The sequence below is a fragment of the Bifidobacterium sp. W8104 genome, assembly GCF_016100735.1.
GTDB classification, from domain to species: domain Bacteria; phylum Actinomycetota; class Actinomycetes; order Actinomycetales; family Bifidobacteriaceae; genus Bombiscardovia; species Bombiscardovia choladohabitans.
In genome coordinates this window covers 1,814,026-1,828,523 of sequence record NZ_JACFRW010000001.1, presented here as the reverse complement: position 1 = coordinate 1,828,523, position 14,498 = coordinate 1,814,026, and the positions used below count along the sequence as shown (strand labels likewise).

The window sequence follows — 14,498 nt, the reverse complement described above, 5'->3', positions numbered from 1 at the left end:
TCCCCGACCGGAAGCTCCGTCCAAGGGCCGGTACAGGAGGACTCGACTGCTGAAGTTGCGCGCTGTCCCCTCCCCAACAATAATGAGAATCATGCTCAATAAGAGCAGGTTCACCTTGTGAGCCCTTGCAGGAAAGGAAGCCATGGATACGGACACGGACAGCACATCCACGCAGGCCTGCATCGTCTTCGACCATGCCGCCATCCGCCGATCCGGGCGGCTGATCTGGTCGGAGGGGACCTTCACCATTCCTGCAGGGACCGTGACAGCCATCGTGGGCACCAACGGCACCGGCAAAACCAGTATGATGCAGGCAGAGCTTGGTCTACTCCCCCTGGATGCAGGAAGTCTGCAGGTCCTGGGGCAGCCGGCCGGCCAGGCCAACGACCGCATCGGCTACGTACCCCAGAGCTACACCTCTGACATCGACTCCAACCTGACGGCCGAGCAGTCCGTCCTGCTGGGGCTGACCGGCACCCGCTTCGGCATCCACCCCGTCACCCGGCAGGACCGCGAGCGCGCCGGAAAGGCCATGCGCTTCATCGGCATGGAGGACAGGGCCCACCTGCGCCTGTCCCAGCTCTCCGGTGGCCTACGACAGCGGGTGGCCATCGCCCAGGCCCTGGTCTGCGATCCTGACCTGCTCATGCTGGACGAGCCCCTGGCCAATCTGGACCTGGCCGGTCAGCGAGCCACCGTCCACCTGCTGGCACAGCTCAACAGCCGTCTGGGCATGACCATCCAGGTGGTGGCCCACGACCTGAACATGCTGCTGCCTGTGCTGACCGGGGCGGTCTACCTGCTGGACGGGCATCCGCACTACGCCCGCATGGACGACGTGCTGGACTCGGACCTGCTCACCCACCTCTACGGCACCAAGGTGGAGGTGGTCACCACTCCCCAGGGGGACATGTTCGTGGCCCCCGACATGGACGAGCCGATCGGCCCCGTCCACAATCGCTACCAACCCAGCCAGGTGGCCCGCCTGCACGGGGCGGACCGGGAAAGGACCTCATGACCACGCCAGTCTTCGACCCACATTGGACGGAGATCCTCGCCGCCCCCTTCATGCGCAACGCCATGGTGGCCGGATTGTGCATCGCCGTGGCCGCCGGAGCCATGGGCTACTTCACCATCGCCAGACACTCCACCTTCGCCGCCCATGCCCTGGCCCACATCGGCCTGCCCGGCGCCACGGGGGCCGTCCTGCTGGGGCTGCCGGTCTCTGCCGGCATGGGGCTGTTCGCCCTGGGCGGGGCGCTGGTCATCGGAGCCCTGGGCAAGCGTGCCTCCCAGAGGGAGATCGCCACGGGCACGGTCCTGGCCTTCGCCACCGGTCTGGGGCTCTTCTTCGCCAGGATGTCCAGCTCGGCCTCCCAGCAGATGCAGGCCATCCTCTTCGGATCCATCCTGACCATCACCCGGGGCCAGGTCGTCGGCTTCATAATCTTCGATGCAATCCTGCTGATCCTGCTGGCCCTGATCTACCGGCCCCTGCTTTTCAGCTCCCTGGATGAGCAGGTGGCCCAGGCCCGTGGCGTGCCCATCGGGCTGATGAACCTGACCTTCATGGCCATCATGGCCGGGGTCATCACCATCGCCGTGCCGGCAGTGGGAACCCTGCTCATCTTCGCCCTGGTCGTCACCCCGGCGGCCACTGCCAACATCCTGGTGGCCTCTCCCCTGCGGGCCATGCTCCTGTCGGGACTGATCTGCCTGGCTTCCATCTGGGGAGGCCTGGTGATTTCGGCCATGGTTCCCGCTCCTCCAAGCTTCGTCATCGTGACCCTGTCCACCCTCTTCTGGGCTCTGGCCAAGGGGTGGGCGGCCCTGCGCGCCTGATGCCGGTCAGTCCACCAGGGCGGTGGCCATGACGGCGATGCCCTCGTCGTGACCAGTGAAACCCATGCCATCGGTAGTGGTAGCGGTCAACCGAACCGGTGCACCAACAGCCTGGCTCATAGCCTGCTGGGCCAGGTGACGACGGGAGGAAATTCTGGGACGCTGTCCGACGATGACCAGGGAGGCGTTGAGCAGCCTACGACCGTGTTCATGCAGGCAGTCCATGGTCTTCTCCAGCATGTCCGCCCCATGCATGCCCGCTCCGGGGGACTGTGATCCCAGGCCGAACAAGGTGCCGATGTCGCCCAGGTCGGCGGCTGACAGGATGGCATCAATCAGGGCATGGGCGGCCGCATCGCCGTCAGAATCGCCCAGCAGGCCGGGGGTTCCGTCATTCCAGGACAGGCAGGCCAGCCAGAGGCGACGCCCGCCGGTCGGGTCGAAGCGATGGGCGTCAAAGCCCAGTCCGACGCTTGGATGGCACATGACCGGATCCGGCCTCAGCGCTTGGCCTTGGTCTTGCCCTTGGCCTTGTTCTTGGCGGCCTCCTGGGCCACCCGTGCCAGGGTCTTGGAAGCCGGCTCCTTGGGGGACTTGGTATGGTGCTTGTCGTCGCCGGGCATGGGCTCCGCATAGCCCAGGTTGACGTCCAGCAGACGCTGGGCCTCGTCCTCGTCCAGCTTCTCGGACAGGGCGATCTCGGAGGTCAGAATCTTGCGGGCCTTGATCAGCATCCGCTTCTCGCCCGCCGAAAGTCCATGCTCGTCCACGTCACGCTGGGAGAGGTCGCGCACGACCTCGGCGATCTTGTTGACCTCGCCGGTGGCGATCTTCTCCACGTTCAGCTTGTAGCGGCGGGACCAGTTCATCTCCTTCTCCTCGACCACCGGGGTGCGAAGGATCTCGAAGACCTTGGCCACCGCCTTGGCGTCGACGATGTCCCTGACGCCCACCTTGGCCGCGTTCTCGACGGGGACGTTGATGACCAGTCCGTCAGAGGAGAGCACGGACAGCTGCAGGTACTTGCGGGTGACGCCCTTGACGGTCCGTTCGGTGATGGCATCCACCCTGGCGGCCCCATGACGCGGATAGACGACCATGTCACCGACCTTGTAACCCATATGTCCTCCAGAACGAGTCGATAAAATACCATATAATAATGTCATTGCGCATGGACTTGCCGATGGGGCTCGGAGGCGACGCGATTCTCTGCGAGCACACTTCCCCTGGAGGCTCTGAAGACTATTCTGGAAGAAACGACGGTGGTGGAACGAATGCCGGCAAGGCTCCACCCCGCATGACGAGCATCGTTTTGCGGATCAGTGATCGAAGACAGAGGTAGGCATGATCAAAAACACAAGCCGCTACACTACACCCAGCACCATCCTGGTGGTTGAGGATGAACCCACCCTGGCCACCGCCATCGCCCAGCGCATCACCGCCGAAGGGTGGACGGCACGGGTGGCCTCGGACGGTGCCAGCGCCGTGCAGGCCGCATCCCAGATCAAACCTGACCTGGTCATCATGGACATCATGCTGCCCATCATGGACGGACTGGAGGCCACCAAGCGAATCGTGGCCGAGCGGCCGGTGCCGGTGCTGATTCTGACCGCCCGGGACGACGAGGCCGACAAGGTGACCGGTCTGGGCGCCGGGGCCGACGACTACATGACCAAGCCCTTCTCCATGCGCGAGCTGATCGCCCGCTGCAAGGCCCTCCTGCGCCGGGTGGAGCGGGCCAAGGTCATCGCCAAGAACTCCGAGAACGAGAAGGTGCTGGACTTCGGATCCCTGGTCATCGACCCGGCCCAGCGCATCGTGACCCTGCGCGGGGAGCAGATCCACCTGACCCCCACCGAATTCGACCTGCTGGCCACGCTGGCCCGTCGGCCCAAGTCCGTACTCACCCGCGAGAAGCTGCTGGAGGAGGTCTGGGACTGGGTGGATGCCTCGGGCACCAGGACGGTGGACTCCCACGTCAAGGCCCTGCGCCACAAGCTGGGTTCACAGATGATCCGCACCGTGCACGGAGTGGGCTACGCCTTCGAACCGCCCGAGGACCAGGAGCAGGAGAAAGATCAGCGGTAGCGACCGCGGATGTACGCCATGAACAAGGACGGCAAAAGCCGGCGCAAGGGGCCCGGTCTGAGTGCGCGGGTGGACCGCGAACGGCCCATCGGATCCTTCGCCTCACTGAAGGTGGAGCTGAGTGTCCTGATCATCATCTCCACAGCCATCGCCTTCGTCATGGCCTGGTTCCTGCTGAAGATGGGCTGGAGCGGCTGGATCGCCATGCCGCTGACCCTGGTGGTGGCCCTGGGGATCACCTACTTCTTTTCCCGAGGGCTCACCGCCCCCCTGCGGCAGATGCGGGATGCGGCCGAAGCCATGGCCGACGGGGACTACACGGTCCGGGTCCACGCCACCACGACCAGCCATGACGAGGTGGGGCTCCTGGCCCAGTCCTTCAACGAGATGGCCGAGGAGCTCCAGCATGCCGACCAGATGCGCCGGGACATGGTGGCCAATGTCAGCCACGAGCTGCGCACCCCCGTCTCGGCCCTACAGGCCATGGTGGAGAACATGGCGGACGGGGTGACCGAGCCCACGCCAGCCAACCTGGAGGGGATTCTGGAACAGACCCACCGGCTGTCCGACCTGATCGCCTTCCTGCTGGACCTGTCGAGGATGGAGGCCGGGGCCGCCAGCCTGCAGATCGAGGACTTCGACTTCGGGGACTTCATCGACGAGACCCTCCAGCCACTGGCCATAGCCGACGCCGGGCACGCCCACGACATCCAGGTGGATCTGGAGAAGGGCCTGAGAATGGAGGGCGACCAGGACCGACTGCGCCAGCTCTTCACCAATGTCATCAGCAACGCCCTGAAGCACTCGGCCGACGGAACCACGGTGCTGATCCAGGCCCACGAGGACCGGCAGCAGGAGGCCATAGTCACCAACGTGGTCAACTTCGGCTCGCAGATACCCCCCGAGGCCCGTACCGACATCTTCCGGCGCTTCGTCAAGGGCAAGGCCGGGCCTGGTACGGAGTCCGGCGGCACCGGGCTGGGGCTGTCCATCGCCCGCTGGGCGGCCCAGCTGCATGGAGGCCAGGTACAGGTGGTGGACGATCCGCGCGGAGCGGACTTCGAGATCACCCTGCCCAGATATCACCGCGAACCCGACGAGGACGAGGGGGACGGGAGCCGCTCCGGCGGGTCCGACGCGCCGCATTGACGGGGAGGCGCACTTCGGCTCATAATGAAATCGAACATTTGTTCGAATGCCATCGAGTTCGAGGTGTGCCATGGTCGCTACCATTCATGGGTCGCCGGATGCGGCCCCTGCTTCCCTGCCGGAGTGCCGGGTCGATGCCCTGAGCCTCTTCCGAGGACACCCCAGCCCTGTCCCCCAGGCCCTGGAGGCCGTCCACGCCGGTTTCCCCTCAGTGGCCCAGGACTACTTCAGCGGCGACTTCAGCTTCGACCAGAACGTCATCGTCCACCCCGACTCCACTTTCATCATCCATGTGGCCGGTGATTCCATGACCGGCGCCGGCATCTTCGATGGGGACCTGCTGGTGGTCGACCGTTCCCTGGAGCCGCGCGAAGGGGACATCGTCATCGCCATTCTGGACGACGAGCTGCTGGTCAAGCGTCTGGCCAGGCGCAAGGGAAGGACCATGCTGCGGGCCGAAAACCCCGCCTACCCCGACTTCATGCCCCAGGAGGGCGAGGAACTGGTCATCTGGGGGGTGGTCATCGGCAACTACCACTGGCAGCGGGTGGATACCAAGGGCGAATCCCGGAGCGGCTCTCCCCTGCCTCAGGTCACCTATCCCGGACGCAACCCGCACGGACATGGGCGCACGGGAAGTCAAGGCCGGAAACCCGTCTATCCTTCCACGGGCTGGGGGTCGGCATGAGCGCGCAGAGACCGACCGATCCTGCTGCCGGGACCGCTCTGACAGGCCAGGTGGTCCTGGCCGACGCCAATTCTTTCTTCGCATCCTGCGAGGCCGTCTTCGACCCCTCCCTGGCTGACCGCCCGGTGGTCGTGCTATCCAACAACGACGGCTGCGTGGTGGCCCGCAACCGCCCGGCCAAGGCCCTGGGCATCACCAACGGCACACCCTGGTTCACCATTCGTGAACGGGCCCTGCAGGACGGAGTGGTGGCCCGTAGCTCCAACTATGAGCTCTACGCCAGCCTCTCCAGGCGCATGATGGCCATCATGGCCCATTTCCTGCCCAACCAGGAGGTCTACTCCATCGACGAGTGCTTCATGGACAGCATCTGGAACGACAAGCGCACCATTGAAATCTGCCGGGATCTGCGCGCCGCGGTCCTGCAATCCACCGGCATTCCCGTCAGCGTGGGGGTGGCGCCCACCAAAACCCTGGCCAAGGTGGCCAACCACTGGGCCAAGGACCATCCCTCGACCGAGGGGATCACCCTCTGGAGCCAGGTGGAGGCCCAGTATGGCGACCAGGCTCTGGCATCGGTGCCCGTCGACCAGGTCTGGGGGGTGGGCCGACGGCTGACCGGCAGGCTCATGGGCATGGGCATCACCACTGCCCTGGATCTGCGCGATGCCGATCCCTCGCTGATCCGTCACCGGTTCTCCGTCATGTTGCAACGCACCGTCCTGGAATTGAGAGGACGGCCCTGCATCGAGCCCGAGACGGATGCCGCCAGAGGCGTGCGCACCGATCAGATTCTATGCTCGCGCATGTTCTCCCATCCCGTCGAGGGCTACACCACCCTGGCCCAGGCCTTGAGCATCTACGCCCAGAAGGCCTGCCGCCGGCTGCGTCGGCAGCACGGCCTCTGCGGCAAAGTGCGGGTCTTCTGCTCCACCAGCCCCTATGCCCCCCAGCAGTTCTGCGCAGCCGGCCGGACTGTCGTCCTGGAGGATCCCAGCGACGATCCCCTGGTCATCGCCGGCGCAGCCAGCCGGGCGCTCAAGGGCCGGGTGGATCCGCACGCCCGCTGGATCCGGGCCGGGGTGGTTCTGCTGGACCTGACCGATGCCGACCACTTCCACACACTGGAGGGCCTGGACGCAGCCCGGGACACCCATGGCCTGGGGGATGTCCTGGAGGATGCCACCCGTCGTTTCGGCCCCTTCCGGGTGGGCGTAGGCTACGGAGGCATCCGCGGCCAGGGCCGCGGCGACGAGGACACGGGAGCCGACTGGGCCATGAACCGGGGCATGCTCTCCCCCAGGTCCACCACCCGCTGGGACGAGATGGCCGTGGCCCAGGCCCGTTAGAGGTCCTCATGGCCTGGAGGAACGGCCGCCAGAGCCAAGGCAGCCACCGGCAGGGCGCCTGCGGCCTCCAGAGCACGGGCGCACTGACGGATGGTGGATCCCGTGGTGATGATGTCGTCCACCACCAGAACAGGATGACCGGCCAGCTGTGAGGGATCCGCAACCGCGATCCGGCCTGCCAACCGACGAGAACGATTCCGGCGGCCGCCCGCCTGGACCGACTTGGTTCTCACGGAGTTCATGATCAGCGCTGGTTCCACCCGGGCGTCCAAACCCTGCCGCTGCAGAGCCTGGACCAGGGACAGAAGGATCGGCTGCAGATGAACCCTCCCCCGCCTGCGCAGGGAGGCAGCCGAGGAGGGGGCGGGAACCACCAGAATCGCCTTCGCAGGCTTGGACCGGAGCAGAGGATCAATCAGCCTGGACAGGGTCGGGGCCAGACCGGCCATGGCTTGGCCCAAGGGTCCATCCAAAGGCCTGTTGTCATGGTCCTTCCATGCCAGAATGATCCGCCGGACGGGTCCGCGATATGGAGCGCAGGCCAGGGCCAGACCAAGGGCATAGGCGGGCGCAGGTACCCACAGGGGTCGGAAGAGCAGGGATCTGCAACTGAGGCAGAGCAAGCAATCAGGACGGCCACAGCCGGCGCAGGCCCGAGGAGCCAGCAAATCCATGACCGAGCCGGCCAAGGCCGAGACGACAGCGTAAGCGGCTTGTCGGAGCCGGCCGTATGCCGATGAAAGGTTGCGCATATGGCCCAGCCAACCTTCAAACATTGAGGATAGGCAAGCAGGGGAAGGCCATGTGCATGAACAGGCTAGCTGTTCACGGAATCACTGTTCACAGGCTCGTCCGTGGACAGGTTCAGCAGGTTCAGGCCAGGTCAGCCTCCAAGGCCCGGATCAGGTCCAGTGCATCAGCGGGATTATGCACACGCAGAGCCATGGCCCCGGCCTCAGCGGCCGGATAGTCGTTGCCGTCCGGATCCATCCGGTCGCCCACGAAGGCGATCTGGCCGACGTCCACGCCCAGTATCTTGGCCAGGGAGGTCATGGCATAGGCCTTGTCGATGCCCTTGGCTGAGATGTCCACGCTGGTGGAGCCGCCGGAGCGCACCTGCAGATGGGGCAGGTCAGCAGCCACGGCCCGGGCCAGGGCATCCTTGCGGCTGTTGTCGGGATCCCAGGCTTCCTTGGCATCGACAGGAGCCTGCTGACCCAGGGCTGAGAAGGTTATCTGGCTGCCGCGATCCTCGATGCGCGGCCCCCAGACCTGCTCCTCCCAGTCGCCCAGCTGCTTGGCCCTGCGCTCAAGGCTGGCCTCGGCGGCCTGCCGGTCCTGGGCACTCAGGTCGTGGGCGTAGACGCAATTCCAGCTTCCGTCCTGCCAGCGGTAGTAGCGGGTGCCGCTGGTGGGCATCAGATGCAGCTGGTCGAAACGGGTGTCGTCGGGCAGGGCGTCCAGCACCTGGTCGCGGAACTGGCTGAACCGTCCGCCTGAGACGATGGCCACCGGCCGAAGCCGAGTCAGGGCGGCGAAATGGACGGCCATGGTCTGGTCCATGCGGGTCTTGGACAGCGCCAAGGTATTGTCCAGATCGAAGGCCAACACCCGTGCCCGTGCGCAGATGAACCTTATGTCTTGGCTACCCCACCAGGCCACATTCACCGCACCGTCCTCCGCCATGATTGCTCCCATCCGCTTGTCGATCATCGCTCCATGCTACAAGACACCCTGAATCGAAACTGCCACAGACCTGAGGGGTTATGGTGAGTGTCATGATCAACGATCAGCCGCCTTGGGCCCGCACCGTTTACCGGGACAGTCATGGCCGTGGAATCCGTCGGCCCACCTTCGGCACCCGCCTACCCCGCTATCGCACCAGATGCGGAATCTTCGACGATCTGACCGCGGCCCAGATCCGGCGGCTGGGCGCCGGCTGGCCTCAACTGGTCAAGCCCGTCCAATTCGCGGTCGAGGATGTGCCGCCCTCCGACCCGACCCCCTGGGAGGACCGGTCCGACCTCTTCTCACGCAGTTTTCCGGCGGGCCGCGGCATCCCCGCAAGAATCGTCCTCTACCGGATGCCCATCCAGAGCAAGACCCGGGACCGCACGGAGCTGGAGCTGATCATCCGTGACGAGCTGGTCCTGCAGCTGGCTGACCTTTACGGGCGCGACCCCGAGGAGATCGACCCCATGTGGGGACGCTGAGGGCCGAATCTCAGGGCAGGACGGTGGAGTCCGGTCCGGAACGGATCACGGTGGTGGTGGGCATGAGCCCGTCAGGAGCCATGACCGCCAGACCCGCCAGGCCAGCCTGGTTGACCGCGTCCACGCTAAGACGGGCATTCCAGATCAGCCGGGATGAACCATGCCCGGAGTCCTCGTTCAGCCGCACGGCGGCCACCTGATCGCCCAAATCGTGAGTCGAAAGCTCATTGGCTCGGCCTGCCTCGACAGTCAGCGAGCGCTCGCCCAGCTTGTTGCCCTTGTCATCGAATCCAACCAGTTCGGCCTTGACCGGATCCGCCGATGGGTTGACCAGGGTCAGCGCGGCCTGGGCAGGCTGGGATATGGTCAGGGCCGAGGAGGCGGCGGCAGTTCCCGCAGGAATCAGAGCCAGGTCGGACTGCGACTGGTCCTGACTGCCCTGGGCGGTCACCTGCAGGACTGCATGGACAGACCGGTCGGCATGCAGCTGTAGAGCCAGCTTGCCATCCGGCACACCGCCAAGGTCCACCGCCGTGGCCTGAGAACCCTGCAGATCCACCCGCCGCAGGGATTGCTGACCGCCTTCATCCACCCAGGACAGGTCCACCGCCGTGGCATGGGAGGCCTGCAGAAGGAGGGTGGCCTGGTCTGCACCTCGCAGGCCGGGAATGACCAGATCACGGCCGGGAGCCGCCAGGGCAGTCACCTGGTCCGACCCACGCGGATCAAGTCCCGACATGACATTGACCGAGACCGACATGGCCACCGGGGCCTGGGAGCTGCGAGCCCGGACGTAGATGGCCTGCTGGCCAGGAGCCGCCGCAGACAGGTCATATGAGGCGTGGCCGCCAGGAGCCACGGTCATGGTCTTTCCGGTCTCCAGGGACAGGTGGCCCGAGGAGTGCGAACCCTGGACCTCAAGGCTGATCACCGTGGCCTTGGATGAGGGGTTGTAGACCACCAGCCGCTGGGTGGTCCCTCTACTGGTGGCAGGCAGCAGGAAGTCCGCATTCATGAAGGCCCGGGGGCAGGCCAGCGCCTGGATTCCTCTAAGATCGCCCTCGGTGGCCCAGGAGACCATGCCGACAGCAGCCCCCGTGCCCGGCTGGGACTTGAGCATCCGTGAATCGAGGGCAGTGGCCGAAGCGCCAGGGTCGAGCGATGCGGCCATGGCCTTCTGCCCGTCCAAGAGATCAGGATCAGTCACCGTGGTGCGTTGCCCACCCCCCATTGGAATCAGGCTGGAGCCGCCGATGGATCCGAAGGCGGCGGCGGTGACACGGGAGCTCAGATCGCCCTCTGATGCCTTGAACTGGTCATCGCCGACCTTGTCCTCGTCCGCTACCGCCAGGCGGGCCGGACAGTAGGCCGCCACCTCCCGCTGGCTGACCCGGCTGGCTACGACAGTCGAGCCCTTGGCCCCATCAGCCAGGGAGGCAGGAGGCGTCCAGAGCAGCAGCGCTGCAATCAAAACCGCCACCAGGGGTGCCGTGACCAGAGCGGCCACCAGGGATCCCTTGCTTCGTCCACTCATAGTTGCTCCCCTCCGAAATAGCCCGGACGCGGCAGCGCCACCAGGCAGTATCCCAGCAGGATCAGACCCAGGGTCCACAGCCAGACCCTCCTCCAGGTACTGGCCTCTGCTTGATCGACCCCGGCCATATCAACGCCCACATCCTTGCCGGACTGCGAGCTCAAACGGAAATAGGTTCCCTGGGTGTTGGCCACCACCAGCTGCGCGCCATCGCTGGCAGTGATGTTGGATACCAGGTCATCGTTGGGCGCGGACCCCAAGCCCGCTGCCCCGGAACGGTCGACGGGCACGTAGATTCCGCCGAAGCCCAGGTCGGTCACCGCGGCTACGGCCTTGGAGTCGGCATTGGCCATCAGAGACGCCGCCGAATGCGAGAGGACATCCTCGCCGATCATCCGCCCGCCGTTCACCCGCTGGGCACGCAGGGCAGGCGAGGCATCGATCAGATCCCCTCGTGAAGTGTGCAGACCAGTGTAGGCCACGCGGCCATGGGAGGGCGAAGTCAGCACCAGCACCCGATGGGATGGATCCTTGTCAAGGTAGTCCACCGCAACTGCCGGAAGCTGTCGGCCCTCAGCCGACAGGGGCCCGCCGGCAGGCGCAGCCAGACCGGCCACCGCCACGCCTGCAGTGACCAGGGTCAGGAGCAGGCCCAGGAGGAGCCTTAAAACCCTTCCGCCACCACCGACTGCAACCGCTGACGTCGGGGATGACTGCGCAGGAGGCAGGGGCGGACGATAGACATCGTTGTCGGGGGCCTGGTCATGCCCGGGAGCAAGGGGCGAGAAGGGACGGACGGCCCTGCCTGCCAGGAGGCCCAGACAGGTCAGCAGCCCCATGAAGGCCATCATCACGCCGGGCAGGACCGAACCAGCCACTGGACCTGTTTCATCCAGACCTGTGCAGACCGCCTGCGAGACCAGCGCCAGGACCAGACCCAGCAGTACCGTGATCCACAGAATCCTGGCCGCCTTGAGCGCCCGAGGCACAACCAGGGCAACAAAGGCCAGCAGGGCAACCGCCAGCAGACAGCAGACCAGCGTGGCCGGACGCCAGAGTTCAGCCCGCCACCTGATAGGCCACAGGGCCGAAGTATCCAGGCCCAGCAGGCGGGCCAGCATCTCCCCCAGGCTCCCGGTTCGAGGCTGGCCAGTCAGGTCTGCCGAAGGAACCATCAGGTCTGCGAAAAGCTGCCTCCAAAGCCCATCCTTGGCATGATGCAGGGAGTTGACCAGGGTGGGCGCCAGGGCCAGCACCGAAGGCAGGGGCATCAGCAGCAACATGATCCGATGGGAGGGCACCAGGCAGATCGCCATGATGAAGAGCGGAATCATGGCCAGTATGAGCTGAGGTTCGGCTGCCAGGACCGGCAGAAAGCAGATGGAGGCCAGAGCCGCCTGCTGCACCGAAGCCTTGGGGTGCACGGGAGCCTCGGTCTGATACAGCCCCACGGCCTTGAAAACGAAGGCAAAGGCAGCGGGCATGAAGGCCATGACCGTCAGCATGGGCAGCTGCAGACCATCCACCATGCCCAGGGCGAATGCCAGGCTAGCCCAGAGCAGCCCCAGCAGGACGCGGATGGGATTGGACCTGGTGACCACGCCGACCAGCGCCCAGAAAGACAGAGCGGCCAGTCCCGTCTCTGCCAGGAGCATCAGGGCCATGGCCTGGGCCACATGACCGCCGGTGAGCAGAGCGAAGGGCAGAAGGACCAGAAGGAAGGGGGCAGGAACTGCGGGCTGTCCCACGCCCCCGGCCCAGGACCAGGAGGTGGTTGCCGCCTCCAGCAGGCGGGACCAGTCGGCTCCCGACGAGGGCAGGGAGGGCGCATGGATGGCCCCTCCTGAGAAGATGGCACGACACAGGGGCCAGTGGGTGGCCACCAGGGCCACCAAGACCGCCAGGGTCATGCCTGTCGCCCAGGCCAGGCGACGCAGAAACTGCTGGCGCAGATGGGCCAGGGCCAGGTGGCTGAGCATGGGGTGCTCCTGCTGGTCGCGGAAGGCCTGCCTGCGCTGCCGCCACTGCCGGATCTGCTGACCGTTGGCCTGAAGAACGTCCAATCGACGGGGACCGCCATGGCAGGCGGAAGTCAGACGACGACGCATGGTCAGCAAGGCCGCGGGACGAGCCAGAATCCGCCAGGGCGCGCACAGACGGCAGATGGCCCTGTAGGGCCGCTTGCCGATAAGATCAACGGCCATGAACCACAGTGCCGCCAGAACCCGCCAGAGCCAGACCAACGGCCACCAAGGCAGGGCAAAATCGGTCAGCAGGTAGCGTTCCCGAGCCAGTACGGGACCCATGGAGGCATCCAATCGGTGGTCAGGCGGCACCGGCCGTCCATTCCGGTCACGCAATCCGCTTATCCGGGCGCTGGCATGGGCCATGCGAACGCTGGGCACCACCACCACCCGTCCTCCCGACAGGCAGATGCGACGGCAGAGGTCGTCGGCCTGGCCGAAAGTGCCAGCCCAGGCGCCTGGTCCACCCAGGTCATTCATGGTCTGCATGGGCACCAGAGCGCCAGCCAGGCTCACCGCGAAGACATCCTGACGCGCGTCATACTGCTCCTGGTCGGGCTCGCTGTCCACTACCAGGCTCACCGTCCGGTGGTGGTAGGCATACCGACCCACGTCACGCAGTCCCTCGCCCTGCCAGTCATACTGCTTGGCGCCCAGCAGGGAGGCAGTGGGATTGCTGTGCCAGGTGTCCACCAGCTTGTCCAGGCAATGGTTATCCAATGGACGGCAGTCGTCGTGCAGAAGCCAAAGAGCGCGGATCCGACCAGGCAGACGGGCATAGCCAAGCGCCTTGTCCACGGCATCGCCGAAGGAGGAGGCGCCTCGGGCGCGAACCACCTGCACCTCCACCCGCGCGGGTCCGTCCACCGGGAACTGCGCATAGAGAGGCTCCACAGTGGCCCCCGAGCAGTCGGCGATTACCAAGACCCTGGGCAAGAGGCTCTGTCGCAAGAGGGCACGCAGGGTATCCGGCAGGTAGGTCAGGTCATGCTCGACCGTGATCACCGCAGCCACCGCATCCTCAACATGAGGGCTGGCGGCAGGCGAACATTCGTTCATGACTGCAGAGAGGACCTGCCGGACATCCTGGGCTTGAGACGCGACGAAACTCATGCGTTCCAGTCTACGCAATCCAGGTCACCGGATGCCCTGCTCGGGCACCTGCGGCGATTCAGACCTGACGCTGTGCGCGCATCCTCTTCTTGTAACGGCGGCGCTCCCGTTCACTCATGCCGCCCCAGATGCCAAAGCGCTCGTCGTGCTCGACCGCCCAGTCCAGGCACTGCTTTCGGACGGTGCAGTCGGCGCAGACCCGTTTGGCCTCCTGGGTGGAGCCTCCCTTGCCCGGGAAGAATGCTTCCGGGTCGGTCTGTGCACAGAGCGCCTCGCTCCGCCAGGATGGTCCGATGTTGACCTCGAACCATTGCATCAGCGGCGTCAGCCTGTTTTTAGTTGTATTGCTGTATCGAGTGTCTACAAAACCACTCATAGCGACCCCCCAGTCCCTAGTGTGTTTACACACTTTTATTACAGACACTGCCGGGGTCTTCTGTCAACCCCTAAATGCCTGCAAGCGCAACTTAACAACACTTTGGGGGATCCGTATCGCCC

Annotated in this window: 14 protein-coding genes; 7 read left to right on the top strand and 7 right to left on the bottom strand. The window is 65.5% G+C overall.

Features of this window, described 5'->3' with window-relative positions; translation table 11 throughout:
• Positions 1 to 142 precede the first annotated feature (142 nt).
• Together H3U89_RS07200 and H3U89_RS07195 are read left to right on the top strand one after the other, a co-directional pair.
• The gene (locus H3U89_RS07200; RefSeq protein WP_198179840.1) at positions 143 to 1,018 is read left to right on the top strand and encodes an ABC transporter ATP-binding protein; all 876 of its coding nucleotides are present in this window, start codon (positions 143 to 145) and stop codon (positions 1,016 to 1,018) included.
• Positions 1,015 to 1,842 carry a metal ABC transporter permease gene (locus tag H3U89_RS07195; RefSeq protein ID WP_045924561.1) on the top strand — a complete coding sequence of 276 codons (828 nt, stop codon included), beginning with the start codon at positions 1,015 to 1,017 and terminating at the stop codon, positions 1,840 to 1,842. The genes H3U89_RS07200 and H3U89_RS07195 overlap by 4 nt, the downstream gene beginning before the upstream one ends.
• Before the next feature lie 6 nt (positions 1,843 to 1,848).
• Here H3U89_RS07195 and H3U89_RS07190 read toward each other — a convergent pair whose 3' ends face one another.
• Together H3U89_RS07190 and H3U89_RS07185 are read right to left on the bottom strand one after the other, a co-directional pair.
• Positions 1,849 to 2,328: a 2-C-methyl-D-erythritol 2,4-cyclodiphosphate synthase gene (locus H3U89_RS07190; protein WP_198179842.1), complete on the bottom strand. Its 480-nt coding sequence runs from the start codon at positions 2,326 to 2,328 to the stop codon at positions 1,849 to 1,851.
• A 14-nt stretch (positions 2,329 to 2,342) separates the two neighbouring features.
• Entirely contained in the window at positions 2,343 to 2,963 is a 621-nt protein-coding gene (locus H3U89_RS07185; protein ID WP_198177690.1) for a CarD family transcriptional regulator, read from the bottom strand.
• A gap of 223 nt (positions 2,964 to 3,186) precedes the next feature.
• Between H3U89_RS07185 and H3U89_RS07180 the strand changes: the two genes are divergently transcribed.
• From H3U89_RS07180 to H3U89_RS07165, 4 genes are all read left to right on the top strand, one after another.
• On the top strand, positions 3,187 to 3,930 hold the full coding sequence (locus H3U89_RS07180; protein WP_045935473.1) for a response regulator transcription factor: 744 nt from the start codon (positions 3,187 to 3,189) through the stop codon (positions 3,928 to 3,930).
• A 9-nt stretch (positions 3,931 to 3,939) separates the two neighbouring features.
• A complete protein-coding gene (locus H3U89_RS07175; RefSeq protein ID WP_415873558.1) occupies positions 3,940 to 5,079 on the top strand; it encodes a sensor histidine kinase in 1,140 nt (379 codons plus the stop codon).
• A 70-nt stretch (positions 5,080 to 5,149) separates the two neighbouring features.
• Positions 5,150 to 5,767, top strand: coding sequence for a LexA family protein (locus H3U89_RS07170; protein ID WP_198179846.1), 618 nt, complete (start codon positions 5,150 to 5,152; stop codon positions 5,765 to 5,767).
• Positions 5,764 to 7,116 carry a Y-family DNA polymerase gene (locus H3U89_RS07165; RefSeq protein ID WP_198179848.1) on the top strand — a complete coding sequence of 451 codons (1,353 nt, stop codon included), beginning with the start codon at positions 5,764 to 5,766 and terminating at the stop codon, positions 7,114 to 7,116. The genes H3U89_RS07170 and H3U89_RS07165 overlap by 4 nt, the downstream gene beginning before the upstream one ends.
• Here the strand turns inward: H3U89_RS07165 and H3U89_RS07160 are convergent.
• Positions 7,113 to 7,892: a ComF family protein gene (locus H3U89_RS07160; RefSeq protein ID WP_198179850.1), complete on the bottom strand. Its 780-nt coding sequence runs from the start codon at positions 7,890 to 7,892 to the stop codon at positions 7,113 to 7,115. The genes H3U89_RS07165 and H3U89_RS07160 overlap by 4 nt on opposite strands.
• Before the next feature lie 97 nt (positions 7,893 to 7,989).
• The gene (locus H3U89_RS07155) at positions 7,990 to 8,829 is read right to left on the bottom strand and encodes an HAD-IIB family hydrolase (RefSeq protein ID WP_415873559.1); all 840 of its coding nucleotides are present in this window, start codon (positions 8,827 to 8,829) and stop codon (positions 7,990 to 7,992) included.
• Between the two features lie 65 nt (positions 8,830 to 8,894).
• Between H3U89_RS07155 and H3U89_RS07150 the strand changes: the two genes are divergently transcribed.
• On the top strand, positions 8,895 to 9,329 hold the full coding sequence (locus H3U89_RS07150) for a metallopeptidase family protein (protein ID WP_029678500.1): 435 nt from the start codon (positions 8,895 to 8,897) through the stop codon (positions 9,327 to 9,329).
• A 10-nt stretch (positions 9,330 to 9,339) separates the two neighbouring features.
• On the opposite strand, the gene H3U89_RS07145 is transcribed toward H3U89_RS07150, so the two are convergent.
• Genes H3U89_RS07145 through H3U89_RS07135 form a run of 3 tightly spaced genes read right to left on the bottom strand, consistent with a single transcriptional unit; the run spans position 9,340 to position 14,316 of the window.
• Entirely contained in the window at positions 9,340 to 10,863 is a 1,524-nt protein-coding gene (locus tag H3U89_RS07145; RefSeq protein WP_198179852.1) for a DUF5719 family protein, read from the bottom strand.
• On the bottom strand, positions 10,860 to 14,000 hold the full coding sequence (locus H3U89_RS07140) for a glycosyltransferase (RefSeq protein WP_198179854.1): 3,141 nt from the start codon (positions 13,998 to 14,000) through the stop codon (positions 10,860 to 10,862). The genes H3U89_RS07145 and H3U89_RS07140 overlap by 4 nt, the downstream gene beginning before the upstream one ends.
• 58 nt (positions 14,001 to 14,058) lie before the next feature.
• Complete coding sequence (locus H3U89_RS07135; RefSeq protein WP_029678496.1) at positions 14,059 to 14,316, bottom strand: WhiB family transcriptional regulator; 258 nt, start codon at positions 14,314 to 14,316, stop codon at positions 14,059 to 14,061.
• Between the last annotated feature and the right edge of the window lie 182 nt (positions 14,317 to 14,498).

Bases quoted from the DNA above. Each gene is read 5' to 3' on its own strand.
- H3U89_RS07200 (WP_198179840.1), top strand. From the start codon at position 143: ATGGATACGGACACGGACAGCACATCCACGCAGGCCTGCATCGTCTTC.
- H3U89_RS07195 (WP_045924561.1), top strand. From the start codon at position 1,015: ATGACCACGCCAGTCTTCGACCCACATTGGACGGAGATCCTCGCCGCC.
- H3U89_RS07190 (WP_198179842.1), bottom strand. From the start codon at position 2,328: ATGTGCCATCCAAGCGTCGGACTGGGCTTTGACGCCCATCGCTTCGAC.
- H3U89_RS07185 (WP_198177690.1), bottom strand. From the start codon at position 2,963: ATGGGTTACAAGGTCGGTGACATGGTCGTCTATCCGCGTCATGGGGCC.
- H3U89_RS07180 (WP_045935473.1), top strand. From the start codon at position 3,187: ATGATCAAAAACACAAGCCGCTACACTACACCCAGCACCATCCTGGTG.
- H3U89_RS07175 (WP_415873558.1), top strand. From the start codon at position 3,940: ATGTACGCCATGAACAAGGACGGCAAAAGCCGGCGCAAGGGGCCCGGT.
- H3U89_RS07170 (WP_198179846.1), top strand. From the start codon at position 5,150: ATGGTCGCTACCATTCATGGGTCGCCGGATGCGGCCCCTGCTTCCCTG.
- H3U89_RS07165 (WP_198179848.1), top strand. From the start codon at position 5,764: ATGAGCGCGCAGAGACCGACCGATCCTGCTGCCGGGACCGCTCTGACA.
- H3U89_RS07160 (WP_198179850.1), bottom strand. From the start codon at position 7,892: ATGTTTGAAGGTTGGCTGGGCCATATGCGCAACCTTTCATCGGCATAC.
- H3U89_RS07155 (WP_415873559.1), bottom strand. From the start codon at position 8,829: ATGATCGACAAGCGGATGGGAGCAATCATGGCGGAGGACGGTGCGGTG.
- H3U89_RS07150 (WP_029678500.1), top strand. From the start codon at position 8,895: ATGATCAACGATCAGCCGCCTTGGGCCCGCACCGTTTACCGGGACAGT.
- H3U89_RS07145 (WP_198179852.1), bottom strand. From the start codon at position 10,863: ATGAGTGGACGAAGCAAGGGATCCCTGGTGGCCGCTCTGGTCACGGCA.
- H3U89_RS07140 (WP_198179854.1), bottom strand. From the start codon at position 14,000: ATGAGTTTCGTCGCGTCTCAAGCCCAGGATGTCCGGCAGGTCCTCTCT.
- H3U89_RS07135 (WP_029678496.1), bottom strand. From the start codon at position 14,316: ATGCAATGGTTCGAGGTCAACATCGGACCATCCTGGCGGAGCGAGGCG.